The sequence below is a fragment of the Kibdelosporangium philippinense genome, from assembly GCF_021390435.2.
In the GTDB taxonomy this organism is placed as follows: Bacteria; Actinomycetota; Actinomycetes; order Mycobacteriales; family Pseudonocardiaceae; genus Kibdelosporangium; species Kibdelosporangium philippinense.
Map to the genome: position 1 here is coordinate 79976 of NZ_JAJVCN010000001.1, position 21658 is coordinate 101633.

The following is a 21658-nucleotide window of genomic DNA, read 5'->3' on the forward strand; positions in this document are numbered from 1 at the left end:
TGTTGTGGACTTCACGTTCGACGACACACAACGGGAAATCGCCGACCTGACCGCGGCCGTCCTGCGCCGCGACCCTGACCAGGCCTGGAAAGCACTGGGGCAAGCGGGCCTGCTGACCCTGTCCATCCCCGAACGCCTTGGCGGCGACGGGCTTGGCGTGATCGAGACGTGCGTCGTCCTCAAGGAAGTCGGCAGGGCCGGGGTGGTCACACCGGCCATGGCGACGCTGGCACTTGGCGTACTGCCGATCGTCCACATGGGAACGATCGAGCAGCAGGACCGCCTGCTCACTGAGCCAGGAGTGATCACGGCAGCGCTCGACGGTCAGGCGGAGTGCCGGGAAGGCCACCTTGACGGCATCAAGACACACGTTGCGTATGCGGAAGACGCGCGCTGGATCCTGGTAGCCGCTGGCGACGATGTGTACGTCGTCGATCCAGCGGAAACCGTGATGACCAGGACGTATTCGTCCAGTGGAAGTCCCGAGTACACGGTGAAGCTCGATGGGACGAAGGGGGAGCGGCTGGGTGAAGCCGCAACCCTCCAAGCGTTTGCTTGCGCTGGCGCGGCCGCGATCGGGGACGGGCTGCTGGCTGGCGCGCTGGAACTGACGTCGGAGCACATCAGGACACGGGAACAGTTCGGCAAGCCGTTGGCGACATTTCAAGCTGTCGCGCAACAGATCGCGGACGTCTACGTGGCCGCCAGGACGCTGCACCTCGCGGCCTGGTCGGCGATCTGGCGGCTGCACACCGACCTCGATCCGGGCAAAGCGGTCGACGTCGCGGCCTACTGGCTGGCCGAGGAACTGCCGAAGGCCATGCACGCATGTCACCACCTGCACGGCGGAATCGGCGTCGACATCACGTATCCGATGCACCGCTACTACTCGCTTGGCAAGGACATCGTCCGGTTCGTCGGCGGGGCCGAGCAAAGGCTTGATCAGTTGGGGGCGCGGTGTTCGTAGATCTGACCGAAGAACAGCACGCGCTACGCCAGAAGCTGCGCGTGTACTTCGAAAACCTGCTGACGCCCGAGCAAAGGTCGGCGATGCTGACCGACCGGCACGGCTTGGTCTACCGGGATCTGGTGCGGCGGATGGGATCCGACGGCTGGTTCCGGGACACGACCGAGGTCGAACGGCAGATCTTCATCAACGAGGCCTCCCGCGCCGACATCCCGTTGCCGTACGTGACACTGCAAACCGTTGGCCCCACCTTGAAAGCCTTCGGTTCGCAGGCTCAAAAGGACTATTTCCTGCCGAAAATCGAATCAGGGGAAGTACATTTCGCGATCGGGTACACCGAACCGGAGTCTGGGACGGACCTCGCGTCGCTGCGGACCACTGCTGTCCGGGATGGCGACGACTATGTGGTCAACGGCCAGAAGATCTTCACAACGGGTGCACACGACGCCGACTACATCTGGCTTGCCTGCCGGACCGATCCGCAAGCGCCACAGCACAAGGGAATCTCGATCCTGATCCTGGACACGAAGTCCCCTGGCTACTCCTGGACACCGATCATCACCTGTGACGGCGCCCATCACGTGAACGCCACCTACTACAGCGATGTCCGTGTCCCCGCGGACATGCTGGTCGGTGTGGAGAACGGTGGCTGGCGGCTGATCACGACCCAGCTCAACCACGAACGGATCATGCTCGGCCCGGCCGGTCGCTTGGCCGGGCTCTATGACCGCGTGCACGGCTGGGCCGCGAAACGGGGCCTCCTCGGCAAGTCCGATGTCCGCAGGGCACTCGCCGAGACCATGGCGGCGATCGAGGTCAACGAGTTGCTCAACGGCCAGGTCGCGTCGTCCGAATTGGACGTGGCGGACGCCTCAGCGACCAAGATCTTCTCCTCCGATCGCACACAGCGAATCGGGCGCCTGATGGAGGAGATCGTCGGACGGCACGGCGATCCGGCCGATCCCGAGACCGCCGAGTTGGTGCGCTGGCTTGACGTGCAGGCGAAACGCAATCTGGTCCTGACGTTCGGTGGTGGCGTGAACGAGATCCAACGCGAACTCATCGCTTCTGCCGGACTCAAACTGCCGAGGGTGCCCAGATGACTGATATTGAGCTTGAGGCGGAACGGCTAAAAGCTCTTGGTGAGAGCAAACCGAGGCTGGCCAGGGATCCCGTCAACGAGCCGATGATCAACAACTGGGTCGAGGCACTTGGCGACCGCAACCCGGCGTACCCGAAGTTCGCGCCACCCGCGATGGTTCAGGTCTGGACGATGTACGGACTGAACGGTGTCCGCGACTCGGACGACCCGCTCGGCGCGATGTCCACAGTGCTCGACGAAGCCGGATACACCTCAGTCGTGGCAACCAATTGCGAGCAGACTTATCACCGCTATCTCCGGCCGGGAGAACAGCTCGCGGTGACTACCAGGCTGTCCGATGTGGTCGGTCCGAAGCGGACAGCCCTTGGCGAAGGCTGGTTCGTGACCACGCTCAGCACCTGGTACGTGGACGACGAACCAGTCGCCGAAATGATGTTCCGGGTGCTGAAATTCAAGCCACCCCAGCAACCCACTGGTTCGGTGATCCGGCCGTTGGTAAACCAGGACACGGAATTCTTCTGGGAAGGTACGAGCAAACGGGAACTGCGGATCCAACGCTGCCCGGACTGTCAGCACCTCCGGCACCCACCCGGGCCGTTCTGCCCGCGGTGCGGCAGCGGGACACCGGAGTACGTGCTCGCGTCCGGCCGCGGGTCGATCTTCAGCTACGTGGTGCACCACCACCCGCCGGTGCCGGGCAAGCAGTTGCCGATCGTGATCGCTCTGGTCGAACTCGAGGAAGGCGTACGAATGCTGGGCGAGCTGCTCGATGTCCCGCCCGACGAGGTCCAAATAGGCCAACCGGTGGTAGTCGACTGGTCGCGTGTGGACGGTGACCTCACCATCCCGGTGTGGCGGGCAGAGCGATGACTGAACTGCCGGAACTGAGGATCGACACGACCACGACGTTCGTGGTGAGTACCGCGTTGGCCACGCGGGACTTCCAGGATGTGCACCACGACAAGGAAGCGGCCATCGCGCGTGGCTCCAAGGACATCTTCCTCAACATCCTCACCACGACAGGTCTGGTCCAGCGGTTCGTCACGGACTGGACCGGGCCGGATGTCCTTGTCCGCAACATCTCCATCCGGCTCGGTGTGCCGTGCTACGCGGGCGACACGCTCGTCTTTTCAGGCACGGCGAAGCCGGACGGCAAAGACACTGTGGTCGAAGTGGTGGGCAAATGCTCGCTCGGTGACCACGTAACAGGAACCGTACGGGTGTCGTCACCATGAGCACACTGTCTTCACAGGCCGCGATCGTCGGGATCGGGGCGACCGAGTTCTCCAAGAAGTCCGGCCGCACCGAGCTGAAGCTCGCGGTCGAGGCGGTCAAGGCCGCACTCGCCGACGCCGACCTCACACCTTCCGATGTGGACGGTCTGGTCACGTTCACGATGGACAGCAACTCGGAGATCGCGGTCGCCAGGGAACTAGGCATTCCGCAGCTGAGCTTCTTCAGCCGGATCAACTTCGGCGGTGGTGCGGCCTGCGCGACCATCCAGCAGGCAGCGATGGCTGTCGCGACTGGAGTCGCTGGAGTCGTTGTCTGCTACCGCGCATTCAACGAACGCTCGGGATACCGCTTCGGTCGTGTGTCCACAGCGGCCGCGACCGCTCCGACCTCGAACGGGATCGACGCGTCCTGGTCGTATCCCATGGGTCTTGGCACACCAGCCGCGGACGTTGCCATGTTCGCACGGCGTTACCAGCATGTTTACGGCGCGACCTCGGAGGACTTCGGCCGGGTGGCGGTTGCTGACCGCAAGCACGCTGCCGTCAACCCGAACGCTTGGTTCTACGGAAAACCGATCACCCTGGAAGATCATCAAGCGTCGCGCTGGGTGTGCGAACCACTGCATTTGCTGGATTGTTGCCAGGAAAGCGATGGCGGTGTCGCGTTGGTCGTGACAAGTGTCGAGCGCGCCCGTGACCTGCCACATCGACCCGCGGTGATCGCCGCGGCCGCGCAGGGTAGCGGTTCGGATCAGTTCGTGATGACGTCGTACTACCGGGACGATCTGCTCGGGCTGCCGGAGATGCGGGTTGTCGGTGACCAGCTGTGGGCGCAGTCGGGACTACGGCCGGACGACATCAAAGTCGCCGTTTTGTATGACCACTTCACCCCGTTTGTCCTTGTTCAGCTGGAGGAACTGGGTTTCTGCGGTCCCGGCGAGGCACGCGAGTTCATTGCCGGCGGTGTCATCGAAATGGGCGGCAGACTGCCGATCAACACGCATGGTGGCCAACTCGGCGAGGCATACATACACGGCATGAACGGAATTGCCGAGGCCGTCCGGCAAATTCGTGGCACATCCTGCAACCAGGTCGGCGGACCGGTTCTCGTCACGGCCGGAACCGGAGTTCCCACCAGTGGACTCATAGTCAGCGATGGGCGGATCGACTAGTCTGTCGCGGTGCGTCGGGTCGCCATTCTCCTGTTCTTCGCCTTAGTCTTGTTCGGCGTGGCTGCTTTCCCAGCCATCGCGCCAATAGCCAGGACGACAGATGAGCGGGTAGTGGAAGACACACACGAGGTAGCACTGGTCGCCGCGGTCGCGTTGGTCGGACAGTCAGCGGACGGGATCAAGGCGTTTCCGCACAACGGTGCGATCGAACAGATGGTCACAGTGGCAGTGCGGGAACCGACTTCGACAACGGCGAGGTTGAGCGGCTGGGGCCGCGGCAACGACGGCTGGCGCAGGGAGATCGGCCCGTTCGAGGCGTTCGTTGGCGCCGAAGGTATCGGCGAAGCAAAGGAAGGGCTTTCCCGCACGCCGGTCGGTGTGTACGCGCTGACCGAGGCCTTCGGCATCGAGCCGAACAACGGCACCCGGTTGCCGTACTTCAAGGTGGACGAGCAGGACTGGTGGGTCAGCGACGTCAATTCACCGGAGTACAACAAGCGTTTCCGTTGCCCGCCGGGCAAATGCCCGTTCAACGAGCGCGCGGGTGAGCGTCTGATCAGCGCCGGTGCGGTCTACAACCACGCTGTCGTGATCGACTACAACCGTAACCCTGTCACAGCAGGTGCTGGATCCGCCTTCTTTTTGCACGTCAGCGACGGAAAACCGACCGCGGGGTGCGTGTCCGTGGCTCAGGACGACCTCAACGCCGTGATGCGCTGGTTGGACCCGGCAAGGAAACCGGCGATCAGCATAGGGTGAGCACGGTGTCGGTGAGCACCGGCCGGTCGTCAACCGAACACGTCACGAGCAAGCGCTTGTCCTCCTGCCAGACGTGGCTGCGCAGTGTCTCACCCGGATAGACGACACCCGCGAACCGCGTGCCGAATCCGGACACCTGGCTGACATCGCCGCCGAGCACGCCGTCGATCACGGCCTTGCACACGACGCCGTACGTGCACAGTCCGTGCAGGATTGGCTTGGGGAAACCCGCGGCGGCCGCGAATGCCGGATCGGAGTGCAGAGGATTGCGGTCACCGCACAAGCGATAGAGCAACGCCTGCTGCGGGAGTGTCGGCGTCTCCAGGACAAAATCCGGCGCCCGGTCAGGCATGTCCACTGAGGTCGACGGGCCACGCTCGCCACCAAACCCGCCTTCGCCTCGGGCAAAGATGCTGGATCTTGTGGTGTACAACGGTTCGCCAGCCGAGTCGACGGCCGTTGCCTCCTGCACGACCACCGCGGCTTTGCCTTTGTCGAACACATCGGTGATCCGGGTGTTGATGGTCGCGGTCACTTCAGTCGGCAGTGGCCGGTGCACAGTGATCTCTTGCGTCCCGTGCAACACCTTCGCCAAGTCGATCTCGACTCCCGGCCAGGACACCGCGGGTGGCTTGGTCTGCTTGAAGTTCGGAGCGACAACACCGAAAGTTGGCAGGACTTGGAGATGTGACTCGGTCGCATACCGGAGTTCCACTTCGGACATGGGGTCCGCGCCCGCGCCCAACGCCAAGTGGTACAGCAGCACATCGGACGGCGTCCACGAGAACGTGGTCTCACCGAGCGACGCACCCACGGCGACCGACGGGTCGATAGGCATGGAACTCCTCAGGTGTACGTGATCTTGACTGTATCGGTGACCGGCAGCGACTGGCAGGCCAGTACGATCCCGTCGTCCAGGTCTTCCTGGTCGAGGATCTCGTTCTGCAGCATCTTCACCTCGCCCTGCTCGATCCGGCAGGCGCAAGCACTGCACGCCCCTTCCCGGCACGAGTAAGGCGCCTGGATTCCCTTTTCCAGCAACAGATCGAGCAGCTTCTTGTTGCGCGGCCACTGGAACGTGTGCTGCTCGCCGTCCAGATCCACCTCGACCGTGGCCTCGTCACCGTCGACCGCTTCTTCGACGGTCTCCTCGAACGGGTTGCCGGACAGGGAGATGAACCGTTCGACGTGGATCCGGTCACGTGGCACGCCCATTGACTTGAGGGCTTGCGTGACAACGTCCATGAACGGCGTCGGTCCACACAGGAACGACTGGAACCCGGTGAACGGTTTCAACGCGGTGAGATGCCGTGGCGTCGGCAGCCCTTGCAACGATTCCAGCCAGTGAATCACCGTGAACCGGTCTGGGTATCTGTCGGCGAGCTCACGCAGTGTCGAAGCGAAGATCACCGATTCCTGATCCCGGTTGGCGTACAGCAGAACGATTCTGCCGGTGCCGTTGGTCAATGCGGACTTGATGATGGAGATCACCGGCGTGATCCCGCTGCCTGCCGCGAACAACAACAGGTTGTCGTCAAGCGAGCTCGGCGAGAAGATCCCAGCGGGCGGCAGAATGTCAAGAACCGTTCCCGCACGGACGTTGTCGCACACCCATGCCGACCCGTAGCCGTCCGGAATCCGCTTGACCGTCACTTGTGGACGATCGTCAAGGTGTGGGGAACTGGACAGGGAGTAGCATCTGGCCACCGGTCCACAGCGGAGGGTCAGGAACTGGCCTGGACGGTAGTCCATCTCGGTGTCGAACACGATCGACACCGCGTCGGCCGTTTCCTTGATCACCTCGGCGACCGTGACCTGCTGGTACTCAACCATCCGGCACCTCGAGCAGGCCTTCGGCGACCAGCGACTCGATGCTGGCCCGCAGCTTGGAACACGTGTCCTGCAAGGCGGATGGTTTGTTCTGGGAGGCGTACTCGGGGCAACTCTCGGTCGAGGTCTGCCACTGGATGCTCATCTGGTGCTGGCTACTCTTCTTCACCAGCACGCATGTCCCGCACGCGGTGCACTCCACCGGCCGCAGTCCGTCGACGAGGAAGCCTCGCCGGTCGACCGCGGTCTGCGAGGAGACATCAGCCGCAGGAGCCTTGGCCCACATCACACACCGGCTTCCTTGCGGCGCGCCAGGTTCTCCGCGACCTCGCGCTCCCACGCCTCGTTCGCCTTCGTCGTGTCCACTTCGAACTCGAACCGCCTGGTCATGTCGTCGGAGACTTCCTCGACGTCCACATAGAACTGCTCGTACCAGCGGCGCAGCTGGTAGACCGGGCCGTCCTCCTCGCACAGCAACGGGTTGTCGATCCGGGTCTTGTTCTTCCAGATCTCCACGTCCTGCAGGAAGCCGACCTTGAAGCTCTTCGCGAACTTGCCGGCGACCTTGTCGGCCATCTCGTCGTCCAGGCCGGGCAGCTTCTTCACGATCAGCCCGTACTGCAACATGAACGAGTTGTGCGTGATCGGGTAGTGGCAGTTGATCAGGACCGTCTCGACTTCGATGCCCTTGTAGTTGTTCCACAAGTAGTTGATCATGTACGCCGGGCCGTAGTACGACGCCTCCGAGCGCAGCAGATTGTCCTCACCGGCGTAGTTTCCGGTGTTCGTGCCGCCGGTCGCGGTCACGTCCGGCCTGCCACGCGAGTTGAGGTACTGGGTGGCGATGTGGCCTTCGAAGATGTTCTTGAAATAGGTCGGGAAGGCGAAGTGGATGTAGTAGAAGTGAGCCATGTCGACCATGTTGTCGATGATCTCGCGGCAGTGGGAGCCCTCGATCCGGATCGTGTCCCAGGTCCAGTTGCTCCAGCCCTCTTCGTACGCGCCCGCGACCCTCGGGATCGCCACATGCTCCGGCGGCGGGTTGCCCTGCGGATCGTGCCAGATCAGCAGCTGCCCGTTCTGCTCCAACGTGGTCCATGCCCGGGTCCTTGCCCGCAGCGGAACCCGCTTGGCGTAAGGGATCTCGACACACTTGCCGCCGCCCGACCAGCGCCAGTCGTGGAACGGGCACGCGATCGCGTCGCCTTTGATGCTGCCTTGGCTCAGATCGCCGCCCATGTGCCTGCAGTACGCGTCGAGCACGTTGAGCTTGCCGTCCTGGCTTTGGAAGACCACGAGTTTCGTGCCGAAGGCCTCGATCGCGTGCGGCTTGCCGTCCTTGAAGTTCTTGGCAAGACCGATGCAGTGCCAGCCTCGGGCGAACCTGGTCGGCGGTGTGCCGACGTCGATGGTCCGGATCTCGTCGCGAGTCACTGCTTGCTCCCCTTCGCTAGCGCGGCCATATTGAGCGCGGCCAAGTAGCCAAACGTCATCGCGGGACCAATTGTCGCACCCGGGCCCGCGTACGTGCGACCCATCACGGCCGCGCTGGCGTTCCCGGCCGCGTACAGGCCTTCGATGATCGAACCGTCTTCCCTGAGCACCCGTGCGGCCGAGTCTGTCCGTAGCCCGCCCTTGGTTCCCAGGTCTCCCGGCACGATCCGGACCGCGTAGAACGGCGCGACCTCCAGCGGTGCGAGGCAAGGGTTGGGGCGGTTGCGTGGATCTCCGTAGTACTTGTCGTACGCGGACTCGCCGCGTCGGAACTCTTCGTCCTTTCCGGACTTCGCGAACCCGTTGAACTGCTTGACGGTTTCGGCAAGGCCTTCGGGCGACACGTCGATCTGCTCGGCCAACTCCTGCAATGTCGACGCTTTCACGACCGCGCCTGCCTTGTACCAGCGGCCAGGGAACGGCTGTCCCGGATAGAGCCCGGCGAACACGTACCTGTTGCGATAGCGCTGGTCCGCGATCAGCCAGGTCGGGAAGTTCTTGGCCGGGCCGTCGCCTTCCCCGTACATCGCGTGCACTGCGTCCACGTAAGGCGCTGCTTCGTTGACAAAGCGCTTGCCTTCGGCGTTGACCATGATGCAGCCGGGCAAAGTTCTTTCGGCCAAACAGAAGTACGGCCCACCGCTGAGCACAATGGATGGACCCCACCAGGCGTCGTCCATCAGATCAACGGCCGCGCCGAGCCTCAGTCCGGCTTCGATGCCGTCACCGGTGTTCTCGTGCGCACCAACCGTCCACTGTGTCCCGATTGGCTCACGTTGATACTTCTTGCGTAGCTCCTCGCTGCGCTCGAAGCCACCGGAAGCCAGTAGCACGCCGTAGCGCGCGAAGACAACGGATTCCTTGCCGTCCTTGGTAACCCGCACGCCGGTCACCCGGTCGCCCTGGGTCTCCAGGTCCATCAATGCTGTTTCCAGCCAGACCGGAACACCGGCCTTGGCGAGACCTGCCCGAATACCACCAGCAAGCGCTTGGCCCATTGCCAGTTGTCTGCGTTTACGGACCCTGGCGAGGAAGCCGCGTGCGCCGACACGGAGTGCGCGCAGCATGCCGCGCGGGTGCCTGCGGACCAGGTTGAGCCAGCGGTAGTCGGCCTGGGTGACCGCCACATCCATCGGCGACGCCAGATAAGGCCTGGTGAGCGTCTCCAAATGGGAGCCGATCAAGCTGGCTGGCATCGGCTTTGGCTCGATCGAGCGGCCACCGGGCATACCGCCGGGCGCCTCCGGGTAGTAGTCGGAGTAGCCCTTCACCCACGCGAACTTCAGCGGGGTGTTGGCCAGCACGAAGTCGAGCATCTCCGGACCGTGGTCCAGTACGGTCTTCTTCAACTCGGCCGGGACGACGTCGCCGACAATGTGGTTGAGGTAGGCGCTGGCGGCCTCGGGTGTGTCGGGCACGCCCGAACGCAGGATCACCTGGTTGTTGGGCACCCACACGCCCCCGCCGGAGCGGGCTGTCGAGCCGCCGTACGTCGGCGCCTTCTCCAGCACCACGGCGCTCAGCCCGTTGCGGGCCGCGGCGAGCGCGGCGGTCATCCCGGCGGCTCCGCTGCCTACGACAACGAGGTCGAACTCGGCTGGGTCCGTCATCAGCACCTCCGTGGCCAATACTAGAACAGGTTATAGTCTTGGTCGCCGCAAGCGCTATGGTGTCTCTAGATTTGGGCCTACGAGCTGCAAGCGAAGCACGGTTGGACAGGCGGGCTGACAGTGCAGAAACGTGTTTCACATGACTGGGACGACAGTGCCGATGTCGTCATCGTCGGCTTCGGCGCCGCAGGCGCCTGCGCGGCCATCGAAGCGGCCGGTGCAGGGGCCGATGTGCTGATTCTGGATCGGTTCTCCGGCGGTGGTGCGACCGCGATGTCCGGCGGGGTGGTCTATGCGGGCGGCGGCACGCCGTACCAGGCCGCAGCGGGCATTACGGACACTCCGGACGCGATGCTCCGGTACCTCAAGCTGGAAGTCGGGGACGTGGTGTCCGAGGAGACGCTGCGCAAGTTCGTCGACTCCAGCGTGGACATGATCGCCTGGCTGGAAAAGCAGGGCGTGCCGTTCGATGCCAGCTTGTGTCCGTACAAGACGTCTTATCCGAGCAACAAGCACTATCTCTATTACTCGGGCAGCGAGTCCGCGGGCGGGTTCCGCGATGCCGCGCCTCCTGCCGCCCGTGGGCATCGGACCAAGGGCAAGGGGACTTCGGGGAAGGTGTTCTTCGCTCGTCTCGCCGAGGCCGCGCGGGCGGGTGCGCGGGTCCGGACGCAAACCTTTGCGCAGCACCTGATCAGCTCGAACGGTCGAGTCGTCGGCGTCTCGTGCACGGAGCTCAGCGGTTGGGCGGCACGTAGGCATCGGGTGTACGCGAAGTACGCGGCCAAGCCTGGGCTGTACGTTCCGTTCCTGCGCAAGACGTTGAACCGGCGGGTCCGAAAACTGGAACAGCGTTATGGCCGGACGCTTCGGGTAGAGGCTCGTCGGGGTGTGGTGCTGGCGGCGGGCGGGTTCGTGGCGAACCGGGAGATGATGCGTGAGCACGCCCCGGACTACCGCAAGGGCCTCGCCTTGGGCACTGCGGCCGACGACGGAACCGGGATTGTGATGGGTGCTGACGCGGGTGGCGCCACGGCGTACCTGGATCGGGTGTCCGCGTGGCGATTCATCAGCCCGCCGAGCGCATTCCTTGGCAGCCTGGCTGTTTCTTCCGCGGGGGAGCGGATCGGCGACGAGTCCCGGTATGGCGCGGCCTTGGGGCATGACATGCTCACGAAGCACGGCGCTCGCGGATGGTTGTTCGTGGACAGCGCGCTTGTTGCTGAGGTGCGTAAACAGCTGCGTTCGCAGACCGTGTGGTTCCACCGGCTGCAAACCCGGTTCCTGCTTGGCCGTGAACGGGTCAGTGGGTCCACAGTGGAGGAGGTGGCCCGTAAGGCGGGGATCGACCCGGACGGTCTGGCTGCGACAGTCGAGGCGCACAACATCGCTGCGGCATCAGGAAAGCCAGACCCGGCAGGCAAACCGGCTGAGTTCTTACGGGTGCTTGACGCGCCGCCGTACTCGCTTGTGGACATTTCGATCAAGCCGAGCCTGGGATATCCGTGCCCGATGCTCACGCTCGGCGGGCTCGTGGTCGACGAGCAGACCGGCGCGGTCCGCCGGGACGACGGCACCCTGGTCGAAGGCTTGTACGCGGCTGGGCGGACTGCCGTCGGGATCTGCTCGAACTCTTACGTCAGCGGGTTGTCGCTGGCCGATTGCGTGTTCTCCGGTCGGAGAGCGGGCTTCTCATCAGCGCGAGTGTGAGGAGGACAAGTGCTCACGGCTGACCAACGCACCGAAGCGGCGGACCGGCTGTACGCGGCCGAACGCGACCGGTCGCCGATCGCACCGCTGATCCTGGACTATCCTGGGATCGACGCGGTGGATTCCTACGAGATCCAGCTGCACAACATCCGGCGGCGAGCCCGTCCGGTGCTCGGCCACAAAGTAGGCCTGTCATCCGAGGCGATGCAGCAGATGATGGGCGTGAACGAACCGGACTACGGCCACCTGCTCGACGACATGGCCCTGTCCGAGGACGTTCTGGTCGACACCGCGAAGTACTGCTATCCGCGCGTGGAGGTCGAGGTCGGTTTCGTCCTCGGCGCCGACCTGCCCGGCGAGGGGTGCACGGAGGACGATGTCCTTGCCGCGACGTCCTTTTTGGCGCCCGCGATCGAGTTGATCGACAGCCGGATCGTGGACTGGAACATCAAGCTGCCGGACACCATCGCCGACAATGCCTCGTCGGCCGGGTTCGTGCTGGGTGCCGCTCGGGTTCGGCCGTCTGATGTGGACATCCGTGCGATCGACGCCGTGTTGTGGCGCAACGGGTCCGAAGTGGCCAAAGGCAGATCCGATGCGGTGCTTGGCAATCCGGTGACCGCGGTGGCGTGGCTGGCCGGAAAGGTCGCGAGTTTCGGGGTCCGGTTGAAAGCCGGGCACATCGTGCTGCCCGGATCGTGCACGCGGGCTATCGACGCGCGGCCGGGTGACACGTTCCGGGCTGAGTTCTCGGGTCTAGGTGATGTCTCGTTGACCTTCGGGGGTGGCTGATGGGTGTTCCGGCGGCGATCGTCGGTTCCGGCAACATCGGGACCGACCTGTTGTACAAACTCCAGCGCAGTGCGGTGATCGATCCGGTGTGGATGGTCGGCATCGACCCATCAAGCGAAGGTCTTCGTCGCGCGGCTTCGATGGGTCTGGAGACCACATCGGACGGTGTGGACGTGTTGCTGTCGTCGGCGAATCCGCCGCAGCTGGTGTTCGAGGCGACTTCGGCTTACGTCCATCGGGCGAACGCACCACGGTACGCTTCGGCCGGGATACGGGCGATCGACCTGACTCCAGCCGCGATCGGGCCTTACGTCGTGCCGCCGGTGAACCTTGATGAGCACCTGGGTGCGTCGAACGTCAACCTGATCACCTGTGGCGGCCAGGCCACGATTCCCATTGTCGCAGCGGTTTCCCGAGTTGTTCCGGTTCCGTATGCCGAGATCGTGGCGTCAGTAGCTTCGGTGTCCGCGGGCCCAGGGACACGGGCGAACATCGACGAGTTCACCCGGACCACAAGCCGTGGTATCGAAGTCATGGGCGGCGCCGAACGTGGCAAGGCAATCATCGTGTTGAACCCCGCCGACCCGCCGATGATCATGCGTGACACCATCATCTGCGCGATCCCGTCGAACGCGGATCACACTGCGATCGCGGATTCGGTGACTCGGATGGTTTCTGAAGTCGCCTCGTACGTACCCGGTTATCGGCTGTTGAACGAGCCGCAGTTCGACCCGCCCGAAGGATCAGCGCCAGCACGGGTGACGGTCTTCATCGAAGTCGAAGGGGCAGGGGACTTCCTGCCGCCGTATGCGGGAAACCTGGACATCATGACCGCTGCCGCCGTTCGGGTCGGCGAAAGGATTGCCCATGCTCAGGATCACGGACACGTCGCTGCGGGACGGCTCGCACCATAAGCGCCACCAGTTCACATCGGACGAAGTACGCTCCATTGTGGCCGCACTTGACGCGGCAGGAGTACCCGTCATCGAAGTGACACACGGCGACGGCCTCGGCGGATCGTCCTTTACCTACGGCTTCAGCAAAACCCCCGAACAAGAGCTGATCTCCGTGGCAGTCGCGACGGCTGAACGGGCAAAGATCGCGTTCCTGATGCTGCCAGGTGTCGGAGTGAAAGACGACATCCTGATAGCGCAGGACAACGGTGCCTCGATCTGCCGAATAGCCACTCACTGCACGGAAGCGGACATCGCGGTGCAGCACTTCGGCCTGGCACGGGAACGTGGCTTGGAAACGGTCGGCTTCCTGATGATGGCCCACTCCCAGCCGCCAGAGGTGATCGCCAAGCAAGGCCGGATCATGGCTGACGCAGGCTGCCAGTGCGTCTACGTCGTGGACTCGGCGGGTGCGTTGGTGCTCGAAGAAGTTAGCGACCGGGTCTCAGCCCTGATCGCCGAACTCAGGTCAGACGCCACGGTCGGATTCCACGGCCACGAAAACCTGGGGCTGTCGGTCGCGAACTCCATCGCCGCGATCCGTGCCGGCGCACAGCAGATCGACGGCAGCGCCCGCAGATTCGGCGCGGGCGCGGGCAACACGGCGACCGAGGCGCTTGTCGGCGTCTGCGACAAACTTGGGATCGAGACGGGCATCGACTTCTTCAAGATCGTCGACGCGGCCGAAGACGTGGTCCTGCCCGCGATGCCAGAGGAATGCAAGCTGGACCGAATGGCCCTGCTGATGGGTTACGCGGGCGTCTATTCGAGTTTCCTCAAACACGCGTACCGGCAAGCCGAGCGGTATGGGGTTTCAGGCGCGGAAATCCTTGTCCAGGCAGGGAAGCGGAAGCTCGTAGGTGGCCAGGAAGACCAATTGGCCGACATCGCGATCAACCTCGCGGCTAAAGTGGCTGGGTGAGCTCGTACAGACCCTTGCCGGAAGAAGTAGTGGCTCTGCTGGAAACCGTGGATGCGCCGCCCCGCCTGGCGGCGCATTTGCGTCTGGTGCACGATGTCGCGGTTGAGCTTGTCGAGTGGTTCGAGCAACGTGGAGTTGTGGTCGATCGGGAAGCTGTCCTGTTCGGCGCGGCGACCCATGACATCGGCAAGGTTCTGCATCCTGCCGAACTCTCCGGCCCAGGTTCACAGCACGAACCTGCTGGCTATGAACTTCTGGTGGAACACGGTTTTCCTGAGCGGCTCGCGCGGTTCGCCAGAACACACGCCTCGTGGACCGAGCAAGGCATCGAGTTCGAGGATCTCGTGGTCAGCCTTGCGGACAAGGTTTGGAAGGCCAAGCGTGTGCAAGATCTGGAGAACCTCATTGTCGAGCGGCTTCCAGGGGAGGCCTGGGAAGCGTTCATGGCCCTTGACGATGTGCTCGACCGGATAGCGGCGACCGCTGATACCAGGCTCGCCTTTCAGGCGGCCCACCCCTCGTGAGTGGTTATTCGTGTTCTAACACGAATAACCACTCACGAGGGTTTCAGTCGGCCGCTGGGGTGTTCTTGTCGGCCCGTTTGACCGACTCCAGCAGGAGCTGGGAAACGTCCTTCACCGCAACACCTTCGCCCTTGCCTTCGCTCTGCCGCGCGGTCAACCCGTCGTTGATCATCACGCGGCAGAACGGGCAGCCAGTCACCACGGTGTCCGTGCCGGTCGTCAGCGCCTCGTCGACACGTTCCTCGTTGACACGCTTGCCAATGCGCTCCTCCATCCACATGCGAGCGCCACCCGCGCCGCAGCACAGCGAACGGTCGGCGTGCCGCGGCATTTCGGTGAGCGACGCGCCAGCGGCGCCGATGAGTTCACGCGGCGGCGTGTAAACCTTGTTGTGCCGCCCCAAGTAACACGGGTCGTGGTACGTCACGCCAGGGCCAACCGGGTCAGCAGGCGCCACCGGAGTGAGCTTTCCCGCCTGCACCAGGCGGTTCAGCAACTGCGTGTGGTGCACGACCTCGTAATGCCCTTCCAGCTGCGGGTATTCGCGGCCGAGCGTGTTCATGCAGTGCGGGCAGGTCGTCACGATCTTGCGCTGCAACGGCTCGCGGCCTTCGAAGACGGCGTTCAGCATCTCCACCGTCTGCTGGGCCATCATCTGGAACAGGAACTCGTTGCCCGAGCGCCGCGCCGGGTCACCGGTGCAGCTTTCCTCCTTGCCCAGCACGACGTACTTCACGCCAGCAAGGTGCAGCAACTCCGCGGTCGCCCGGACGGTACGGCGGGCGTTGTCGTCGAACGCGCCCGCGCAGCCGATCCAGTACACATACTCCACATCGGACGCCAGCTCGCCGTCGAACACCGGCACCTCGAAGTCGAGGCCCTTGGCCCAGTCCATCCGCTCGTTGTTGTTCTGGCCCCAAGGGTTGCCCTTGGTCTCCAGGTTGCGAAACAGCGTGCCAAGCTCGGTCGGGAACTCGGACTCGATCATCACCTGGTAGCGGCGCATGTCGACGATGTGGTCGACGTGCTCGATGTCCACTGGGCACTGTTCAACGCACGCGCCGCAGGTCGTGCACGACCACAGCACGTCCGGGTCGATCACGCCACCGGCCTCGAGAGTGCCGACCAACGGCCGTCCGCCCTGGTCACCGGGCACGCGCGGGAAACCGGCCTCGGGCACGTGGTGCGGGTCGTGCTCGACCACGTCCACCGCGTCCGTCGGCTCTTTGCCGCCGATCAGGTATGGCGCCTTCGCGAACATGTGGTCGCGCAGGTCCATGATCACCAGCTTGGGGGACAACGGCTTGCCGGTGTTCCACGCGGGGCACTGGGACTGGCAGCGGCCACACTCGGTGCACGTCGCGAAGTCCAGCATGCCCTTCCAGGTGAAGTCCTCGATCTTGCCCCGGCCGAACACGTCGTCCTCGCCAGGATCCTCGAAGTCGATCGGCTTGCCGTGCGACTGCATCGGCAGCAACGGGCCAAGACCGTCCGGCAGCCGCTTGGCGGTGACGTTGATCGGCGCGAGGAAGATGTGCAGGTGCTTGGAGTGCAGCACGATGATCAGGAAGCTCAGCATCACGCCGATGTGCAGCAGCAGGCCGATCGTCTCGATGATCTCGTTCGCGCTGTGCCCAGCCGGTTCGAGCAGATTGCCGACGCCGATCGAGACGAACGCGCCGCTGTCGTACGGCAGGTTGCCAGCCGCCGCGGACGCGCCACGGAACAGGAACATCGTCCAGACGACGTTGAAGATCATGAAGAGAATCAGCCACGCGCCACCGGTGTGTGAGCCGTAGAAGCGCGACTTGCGCTGTTTGCGCTCCGGCGACTGCCTGATGCGCAGCACGCCGAAGACCACAAGCGACACCGCGACCATCACCGCGATGAAGTCCTGCAGGAAACCGAGGACGGACCAGTGGCCGATGAAGGGGATGACGAACTTCTCGTCGAACAGCGCGCCGTACGCCTCCAGGTACACCGACGCCAGGATCACGAAACCCCAGAACGTGAACAGATGCGCCATACCGGGCACGGACCACTTCAGCAGCTTGCGCTGGCCGAACACCTCGGCAAGATGCGCGGCCACGCGTTTGCCCAGGTTGTCGGATCGCGCATGGTCGGGTTCACCCGAGCGGATCAGCTTGTTCAACCACAGGATTCGCTGCGCGGCGAAGCCAAGCCCGACAACGGTCATCAACAGACCAAGAACAAGACGAACGATCAGCACGTAGCAACCTCGTCAGTGTGAGCTTGTGTAATAACGGCACGCCTTGCACGCGTACCGCATCTTCGCAATCCGCCACCGCTGCCCGTCACCCGGACAAACCCCGAGGCGATCGTAAGGCCGTAGTGGTAGATGCGCTTCATAACGCTCGGTGGCGCGCCCGAGATACGCCCTCCTGACAACAAGCCCACGCCGGGCCGCGCTGCGTGACCGCGCCGAATCCCGGCAGAACACGTGCAGCAGGCCGAGCCCTGGCAGTCCGCCAAGGTCGCTGACCTGCTCGACCACGCCGTAGCCGGGATGCTCGCGTTCGCTCGTGAGCAAAACCGGCAGATCGCAGTAGGCACACCGGGAGCCACACGCAAGGCACTGTGCCAAGCCATGTCGCATCCGTGAGCCTCCCTGTGACCGGCGCCACTATCTTCGGAGACTACTCAAGATTCTTTACTCGCCGGTACCACCCGAATGGGTTAGCGTCGCGAAGGGTCTAGTTAGGGCAGCCTGCCCTTCTTTCTCTTGGGGCAGCTCAGAACGCGGCCTCGGCCACCGCGCGATCGATGAGGTGCTGGGGCAGTCCGGCCTGCTCGCCGTTCCAGCGCACCCACTCGGGGAACAGCGGCTTGACCGCCGCCGTGAAGTCCGGCCGGAAGTCGTCGATCAACTCTTGGTAATACGCCACTCGGCGTGGTGACACCGAATGCACGGCATCGGGCAAGATGCCCTCCAGCCATTCCGCGGCGAGCCCGACGACCACTTCCCGCACAGGCTCGGCGCCGTGGCGTTCGGCGTACCACCGGATGAATTCCTTGGCCAACGCTTCATACCCGTCGCTCTCGTAGAGTCCGATGCTCGGCGGGTCGGGCAGGCCCCGTTCCTCCCTGGCGGTCAGCACGTCCTGGATTCGTCGCAGGCCCCGGAACCAGTTGTCTGTTTGGGCGCGGGTTTCGTCGCCGATCGGACCTATTTCACCCGCGTCCACGTGCATCAGCGGCAGTAGGTCGGTGGGCGAATCGACGAGACGAGGCTGGGCATCGGTCGCGGTCTCGCCGACCCGCGCTCGCCACGAGTCGGCTGCTTGGTTGACGTCTTCGAACACTCCAGGCTCTGCGAACCGGATCTCGGCGCTCATGTCGATGTCGAAGAGGAAAACCGACGGCGCGGAACCGTCCGGGTACCTGAAGTCCGCGATCAAGGCGACCCGGGAGCGGTAGATGTCCCGCATCCGCCATACGTCACCGTTGGCCTCGATGGCTGGCGTCAACCGGAGCCAGGATGGGCCGCCTTCCGGCAGTTGGCTGACCTTCCGCATGGCCTTGGTCAGCAGCTTGCTTGGCACGATCGCGGCAAGGCCGTAGAGCAGCCGTGATGCCCCTTCCGACGCTTCAGCCTCAACCGCGGCGGCGTCGATGAGTTCGCTGAGCCAGTTCTCGAACTTCAGACCACTTTGTCCATCGTGGATCACCGTGTGCAAAGCGGCGCCAGTGAGTTCGGCGGTGGCCTGTTCGAGCTCAAGAGGATTCTGAGCGGTCAAGAGCGTGTGAGCCTGGTCGAGGACAGTCCTGGTGGCCTCGTCAAACCATTCGCCGCGGACCACCGGCAGTTTTCGGCTGCCGGTCGAAAAGTTCGGCTGAGGGGCACTTGGTGCGGCGAAGTGACGGACCGCCTTCGGCAGGGTCGGCCCCTTCTGCTGCTTGTTCTTTTTTCCCTTGCGACCACGCGAAACTGGCGACACTTGGTCGATGATAGATCAGCGGTCGCGTACCTCGCCGGAGGCTGGCCCGAGGTCTTAGCCTGAATCCACCGATAGACCTTGTGTTGATCTTCCGGGGTGTTCTGGTCATGTGTGGATCTTGGGTTTTGGTGGTGGGCATGGTGAAACGGCTGGCTTGTCCAGCGTGTCCACGGGAGGTCTCCGGTCGGGCCCTGGCGGGCGGGTGGTGAAGAAAAGGTCAGGCGGCGGGTGGGCTGGCGGCGGTGTGCAGGGTGGTGAAAGCCTCGGCCCAGGGCCAGTGCTCGGGTAGGTGCAGGACCGGGCGGCCTTGAGGGCGGGCAAGGCGGGCTGGGACGCAGACGAGGTGTTTGCGCAGTGTCGCGCCGCGGGCTTTGGCGTGGAAGGTGCTGGTGAGGCTGCCTGCGGCGCGCAGCAGGTTGTGGGCGAGGGCGGTGCAGACGACCCACGCGGCGTTGGCGTCGAACTGCCCCGATGGCAGATGCGCCAGCGGGCCGTCGATGAGGTCGGCGAAGGTCGTTTCGACGATCGCGTGCTGCCGGTGGGCGAGATCAGCGTCTACTGTGGATAGTTCGGTGTTGGTGAAGAACGCGTGGTAACGCCAGATCGGGAACAGGGCGTTCTCGGAGTTCTTGTCCTTCACCCGGCGTACCACCAGCCGGGCGGTGATGACGTGGCGGGTTCCGGCGAAGGCGGTATAGCCGGTCTCGGCGACCTCGGCGTCAGAGATCAGCTCGCCGGTATCGGGATCTTCCACCGAACCCGGGTAGCGCACCGCGACCCACGCGTCCTCGGCGATCGCCGTGATGGCGGCCTGGATTGACGGGTTGGTCGCCACGGTGATCGAGAACATCGCCCCGGCGCGGCGTGCGGCACTGACCACTGTGCCGGCGTAGTAGGCGGAATCGCCGCGGACCAGGATCCGTCCCGCGCGTGCCCCGGCGGCTTTCGCAGTGTTCAGGGCTTGGGTCAGTAACCTCGCCGCGCCCCGCGCGGAACCGGCGTTGCCTGCCCGCAGACGGATCGCGGCGACGAGGGGTGCGGCCAGCCGGGTGGAGATCGTGACCACCAGCGGCGAGAGCCCTCGCAGCAACAATTGGTAGCCACCGACTTTGGCCGGCCCGAACCGCGCACCTCGTTTCTGGGTGCCGTACACGCGGCGCAGCAGCGAGTCGATGTCCACAAAGGTCATCTGATCCGCCCCGGCCAGCACCGGGGTCTTCGCCGCCAGCGACACCAGCATCGCGCGCAGCACCGCGGCCAGTTGCAGCGCATGGCCGTGGGTGAACGAGCGCAGAAACGATCCCAGCGTCGAGGGCGCGTACACCCCGGTGAACAGACGTTTCATCCCGCCGTGGCGGATCACGTCCAGGTCATCGATACAGTCCGCGCCCGCGAGCATCCCCGCGACGATCGAGGCGACCTTGCCTGCCGGGCTGGCCCCAGTCGACGGGATCGGAGCGTTCGTGATCTCTACCTTCTGCGCTACCAGTTCCGACATGCCCGCCCGCTCGGCCAGCGCCATCACCGGCACGATCCCGGCGCAGGACACGAGATTCTCCTCATCGAACCGCACCGCCGCCCGCGACCACCTGTGCGATAATTTCACTGAAAGTGCCTTCCATCCCCGGGTGATAATCGAGCCTCAGTAACTCGTATTATCGCAGGTCAGAAGGCACTTTCACTTGTAACACGCCGCCCCGAACACCCACTCATCAGTGGATTCAGGCTTAGAGGGCATCTGATCTTGGTTGGGGCGATATGTCTGTGTCGGGTGACGGCTGATACCTTGATCAACTTGTGGGGTCCCGGCGTGCGTACCGCAGCGACTTGTCCGATGCTCGCTGGGCGTTGATCGAGCCAACGCTGACGGCGTGGCGTGCTGCCCGGCGTGGGCCGGGAACCGTGATGCGCGTGCATGACTTGCGGGAGATCGTGAACGCGATCCTGTACGTGTGCCGGACCGGGATCGCCTGGGAGTATCTGCCGCACGACTTCCCGCCCTGCAAGACGGTTTATGACTACTACGCCAAGTGGGAAGCCGATGGCACAACGGAAACGCTGCATGACCTGTTGCGTGACCAAGTCCGCGTCGCGAAAGGCCGCGCTGCTGCCCCGACGGCGGCGATCATCGACTCGCAGAGCGTGAAAACCTCCTGCAATGTCAGCGAATCCAGTCAGGGTATCGACGCGGGCAAGAAGATCAAGGGCCGCAAACGGCACATCGCCACCGATGTGCTCGGCCTGCTGCTGGCGGTAATCGTGACCGCGGCGTCGGTGCAGGATTCCGCTGGCGGGCAACAGGTTCTCGATCATCTCGCCGCTGCGCATCCGACCGTGTCGGCGGCATGGGTGGACGGTGGCTACAACAACACAGTCATCCGTCATGGAGCCCAGCGGGGTATCCGGGTTGAGGTCGTCAAACGCCCTTCTGCCAAGGGATTCCACGTGTTGCCCCGGCGGTGGGTAGTGGAGCGCAGTCTGGGCTGGCTGATGCAACACCGCCGACTCGCGCGCGACTACGAAGCCCTGCCCCAGCGGTCGCGCACGATGGTCCACTGGGCGATGACTAACCCTGAGTATTCATGGCGATCTTGATTCGGGCGCCGTGTCGGAACAGGGAAAAGTGCTC

At 64.1% G+C, this 21658-nt stretch carries 21 protein-coding genes; 12 read left to right on the forward strand and 9 right to left on the reverse strand.

Annotated elements, in window-relative coordinates; translation table 11 throughout:
* The first annotated feature begins 4 nt into the window (after window positions 1-4).
* The 6 genes from LWC34_RS00400 to LWC34_RS00425 are packed head-to-tail and all read left to right on the forward strand — an operon-like array spanning window position 5 to window position 5235.
* Complete coding sequence (locus LWC34_RS00400; RefSeq protein ID WP_233722384.1) at window positions 5-967, forward strand: acyl-CoA dehydrogenase family protein; 963 nt, start codon at window positions 5-7, stop codon at window positions 965-967.
* Entirely contained in the window at window positions 958-2070 is a 1113-nt protein-coding gene (locus LWC34_RS00405; RefSeq protein WP_233722385.1) for an acyl-CoA dehydrogenase family protein, read from the forward strand. Before LWC34_RS00400 ends, LWC34_RS00405 begins: the two co-directional genes overlap by 10 nt.
* Window positions 2067-2939: a bifunctional MaoC family dehydratase N-terminal/OB-fold nucleic acid binding domain-containing protein gene (locus LWC34_RS00410; RefSeq protein WP_233722386.1), complete on the forward strand. Its 873-nt coding sequence runs from the start codon at window positions 2067-2069 to the stop codon at window positions 2937-2939. Before LWC34_RS00405 ends, LWC34_RS00410 begins: the two co-directional genes overlap by 4 nt.
* Entirely contained in the window at window positions 2936-3304 is a 369-nt protein-coding gene (locus LWC34_RS00415; protein ID WP_233726334.1) for a MaoC family dehydratase, read from the forward strand. Before LWC34_RS00410 ends, LWC34_RS00415 begins: the two co-directional genes overlap by 4 nt.
* Window positions 3301-4476 (forward strand): lipid-transfer protein, encoded by a 1176-nt coding sequence (locus LWC34_RS00420; protein ID WP_233722387.1) that lies wholly within the window; start codon window positions 3301-3303, stop codon window positions 4474-4476. Before LWC34_RS00415 ends, LWC34_RS00420 begins: the two co-directional genes overlap by 4 nt.
* A gap of 9 nt (window positions 4477-4485) precedes the next feature.
* Complete coding sequence (locus LWC34_RS00425) at window positions 4486-5235, forward strand: L,D-transpeptidase family protein (RefSeq protein WP_233722388.1); 750 nt, start codon at window positions 4486-4488, stop codon at window positions 5233-5235.
* Here the strand turns inward: LWC34_RS00425 and chsH3 are convergent.
* From chsH3 to kstD, 5 genes are read right to left on the reverse strand one after another with little or no spacing between them, the layout of a single operon-like run.
* Entirely contained in the window at window positions 5222-6073 is an 852-nt protein-coding gene (chsH3, locus tag LWC34_RS00430; RefSeq protein ID WP_233722389.1) for an enoyl-CoA hydratase ChsH3, read from the reverse strand. The two genes, LWC34_RS00425 and chsH3, sit on opposite strands and share 14 nt — an antisense overlap.
* An 8-nt stretch (window positions 6074-6081) precedes the next feature.
* Window positions 6082-7068 carry a ferredoxin--NADP reductase gene (locus LWC34_RS00435; protein ID WP_233722390.1) on the reverse strand — a complete coding sequence of 329 codons (987 nt, stop codon included), beginning with the start codon at window positions 7066-7068 and terminating at the stop codon, window positions 6082-6084.
* Complete coding sequence (locus LWC34_RS00440; protein ID WP_372496410.1) at window positions 7061-7354, reverse strand: hypothetical protein; 294 nt, start codon at window positions 7352-7354, stop codon at window positions 7061-7063. Before LWC34_RS00440 ends, LWC34_RS00435 begins: the two co-directional genes overlap by 8 nt.
* Window positions 7351-8499, reverse strand: coding sequence for a 3-ketosteroid-9-alpha-monooxygenase, oxygenase component (locus tag LWC34_RS00445; RefSeq protein WP_233722391.1), 1149 nt, complete (start codon window positions 8497-8499; stop codon window positions 7351-7353). Before LWC34_RS00445 ends, LWC34_RS00440 begins: the two co-directional genes overlap by 4 nt.
* Window positions 8496-10169, reverse strand: a complete 1674-nt coding sequence (kstD, locus tag LWC34_RS00450) for a 3-oxosteroid 1-dehydrogenase (protein ID WP_233722392.1) — start codon at window positions 10167-10169, stop codon at window positions 8496-8498. Before kstD ends, LWC34_RS00445 begins: the two co-directional genes overlap by 4 nt.
* Window positions 10170-10289: 120 nt before the next feature.
* Here kstD and LWC34_RS00455 point away from each other — a divergent pair, with 120 nt between their 5' ends.
* Genes LWC34_RS00455 through LWC34_RS00475 form a run of 5 tightly spaced genes read left to right on the forward strand, consistent with a single transcriptional unit; the run spans window position 10290 to window position 15070 of the window.
* Window positions 10290-11879: an FAD-binding protein gene (locus LWC34_RS00455; protein ID WP_233722393.1), complete on the forward strand. Its 1590-nt coding sequence runs from the start codon at window positions 10290-10292 to the stop codon at window positions 11877-11879.
* Between the two features lie 9 nt (window positions 11880-11888).
* The gene (locus LWC34_RS00460) at window positions 11889-12671 is read left to right on the forward strand and encodes a 2-keto-4-pentenoate hydratase (protein ID WP_233722394.1); all 783 of its coding nucleotides are present in this window, start codon (window positions 11889-11891) and stop codon (window positions 12669-12671) included.
* The gene (locus LWC34_RS00465) at window positions 12671-13585 is read left to right on the forward strand and encodes an acetaldehyde dehydrogenase (acetylating) (RefSeq protein ID WP_233722395.1); all 915 of its coding nucleotides are present in this window, start codon (window positions 12671-12673) and stop codon (window positions 13583-13585) included. The genes LWC34_RS00460 and LWC34_RS00465 overlap by 1 nt, the downstream gene beginning before the upstream one ends.
* A complete protein-coding gene (gene dmpG, locus LWC34_RS00470; protein WP_233722396.1) occupies window positions 13539-14546 on the forward strand; it encodes a 4-hydroxy-2-oxovalerate aldolase in 1008 nt (335 codons plus the stop codon). Before LWC34_RS00465 ends, dmpG begins: the two co-directional genes overlap by 47 nt.
* On the forward strand, window positions 14543-15070 hold the full coding sequence (locus tag LWC34_RS00475; protein ID WP_233722397.1) for an HD domain-containing protein: 528 nt from the start codon (window positions 14543-14545) through the stop codon (window positions 15068-15070). Before dmpG ends, LWC34_RS00475 begins: the two co-directional genes overlap by 4 nt.
* Before the next feature lie 43 nt (window positions 15071-15113).
* On the opposite strand, the gene LWC34_RS00480 is transcribed toward LWC34_RS00475, so the two are convergent.
* The 4 genes from LWC34_RS00480 to LWC34_RS00495 form a co-directional block, all read right to left on the reverse strand.
* Window positions 15114-17297, reverse strand: a complete 2184-nt coding sequence (locus LWC34_RS00480; RefSeq protein ID WP_233726336.1) for a (Fe-S)-binding protein — start codon at window positions 17295-17297, stop codon at window positions 15114-15116.
* Between the two features lie 15 nt (window positions 17298-17312).
* Window positions 17313-17687, reverse strand: coding sequence for a hypothetical protein (locus LWC34_RS00485; RefSeq protein ID WP_233722398.1), 375 nt, complete (start codon window positions 17685-17687; stop codon window positions 17313-17315).
* Window positions 17688-17823: 136 nt separating this feature from the next.
* A complete protein-coding gene (locus tag LWC34_RS00490; RefSeq protein WP_233722399.1) occupies window positions 17824-19029 on the reverse strand; it encodes a hypothetical protein in 1206 nt (401 codons plus the stop codon).
* A 217-nt stretch (window positions 19030-19246) separates the two neighbouring features.
* Window positions 19247-20635, reverse strand: coding sequence for an IS1380 family transposase (locus LWC34_RS00495; protein ID WP_233722400.1), 1389 nt, complete (start codon window positions 20633-20635; stop codon window positions 19247-19249).
* A gap of 221 nt (window positions 20636-20856) precedes the next feature.
* On the opposite strand from LWC34_RS00495, the gene LWC34_RS00500 reads away from it, so the two are divergent.
* A complete protein-coding gene (locus tag LWC34_RS00500; RefSeq protein ID WP_233722401.1) occupies window positions 20857-21624 on the forward strand; it encodes an IS5 family transposase in 768 nt (255 codons plus the stop codon).
* Window positions 21625-21658: the final 34 nt, after the last annotated feature.

Coding starts and splice junctions, on each gene's coding strand:
- LWC34_RS00465 (WP_233722395.1), top strand. CDS start 12,671: ATGGGTGTTCCGGCGGCGATCGTCGGTTCCGGCAACATCGGGACCGAC.
- dmpG (WP_233722396.1), top strand. CDS start 13,539: ATGCTCAGGATCACGGACACGTCGCTGCGGGACGGCTCGCACCATAAG.
- LWC34_RS00420 (WP_233722387.1), top strand. CDS start 3,301: ATGAGCACACTGTCTTCACAGGCCGCGATCGTCGGGATCGGGGCGACC.
- LWC34_RS00485 (WP_233722398.1), bottom strand. CDS start 17,687: ATGCGACATGGCTTGGCACAGTGCCTTGCGTGTGGCTCCCGGTGTGCC.
- LWC34_RS00435 (WP_233722390.1), bottom strand. CDS start 7,068: ATGGTTGAGTACCAGCAGGTCACGGTCGCCGAGGTGATCAAGGAAACG.
- kstD (WP_233722392.1), bottom strand. CDS start 10,169: ATGACGGACCCAGCCGAGTTCGACCTCGTTGTCGTAGGCAGCGGAGCC.
- LWC34_RS00410 (WP_233722386.1), top strand. CDS start 2,067: ATGACTGATATTGAGCTTGAGGCGGAACGGCTAAAAGCTCTTGGTGAG.
- chsH3 (WP_233722389.1), bottom strand. CDS start 6,073: ATGCCTATCGACCCGTCGGTCGCCGTGGGTGCGTCGCTCGGTGAGACC.
- LWC34_RS00415 (WP_233726334.1), top strand. CDS start 2,936: ATGACTGAACTGCCGGAACTGAGGATCGACACGACCACGACGTTCGTG.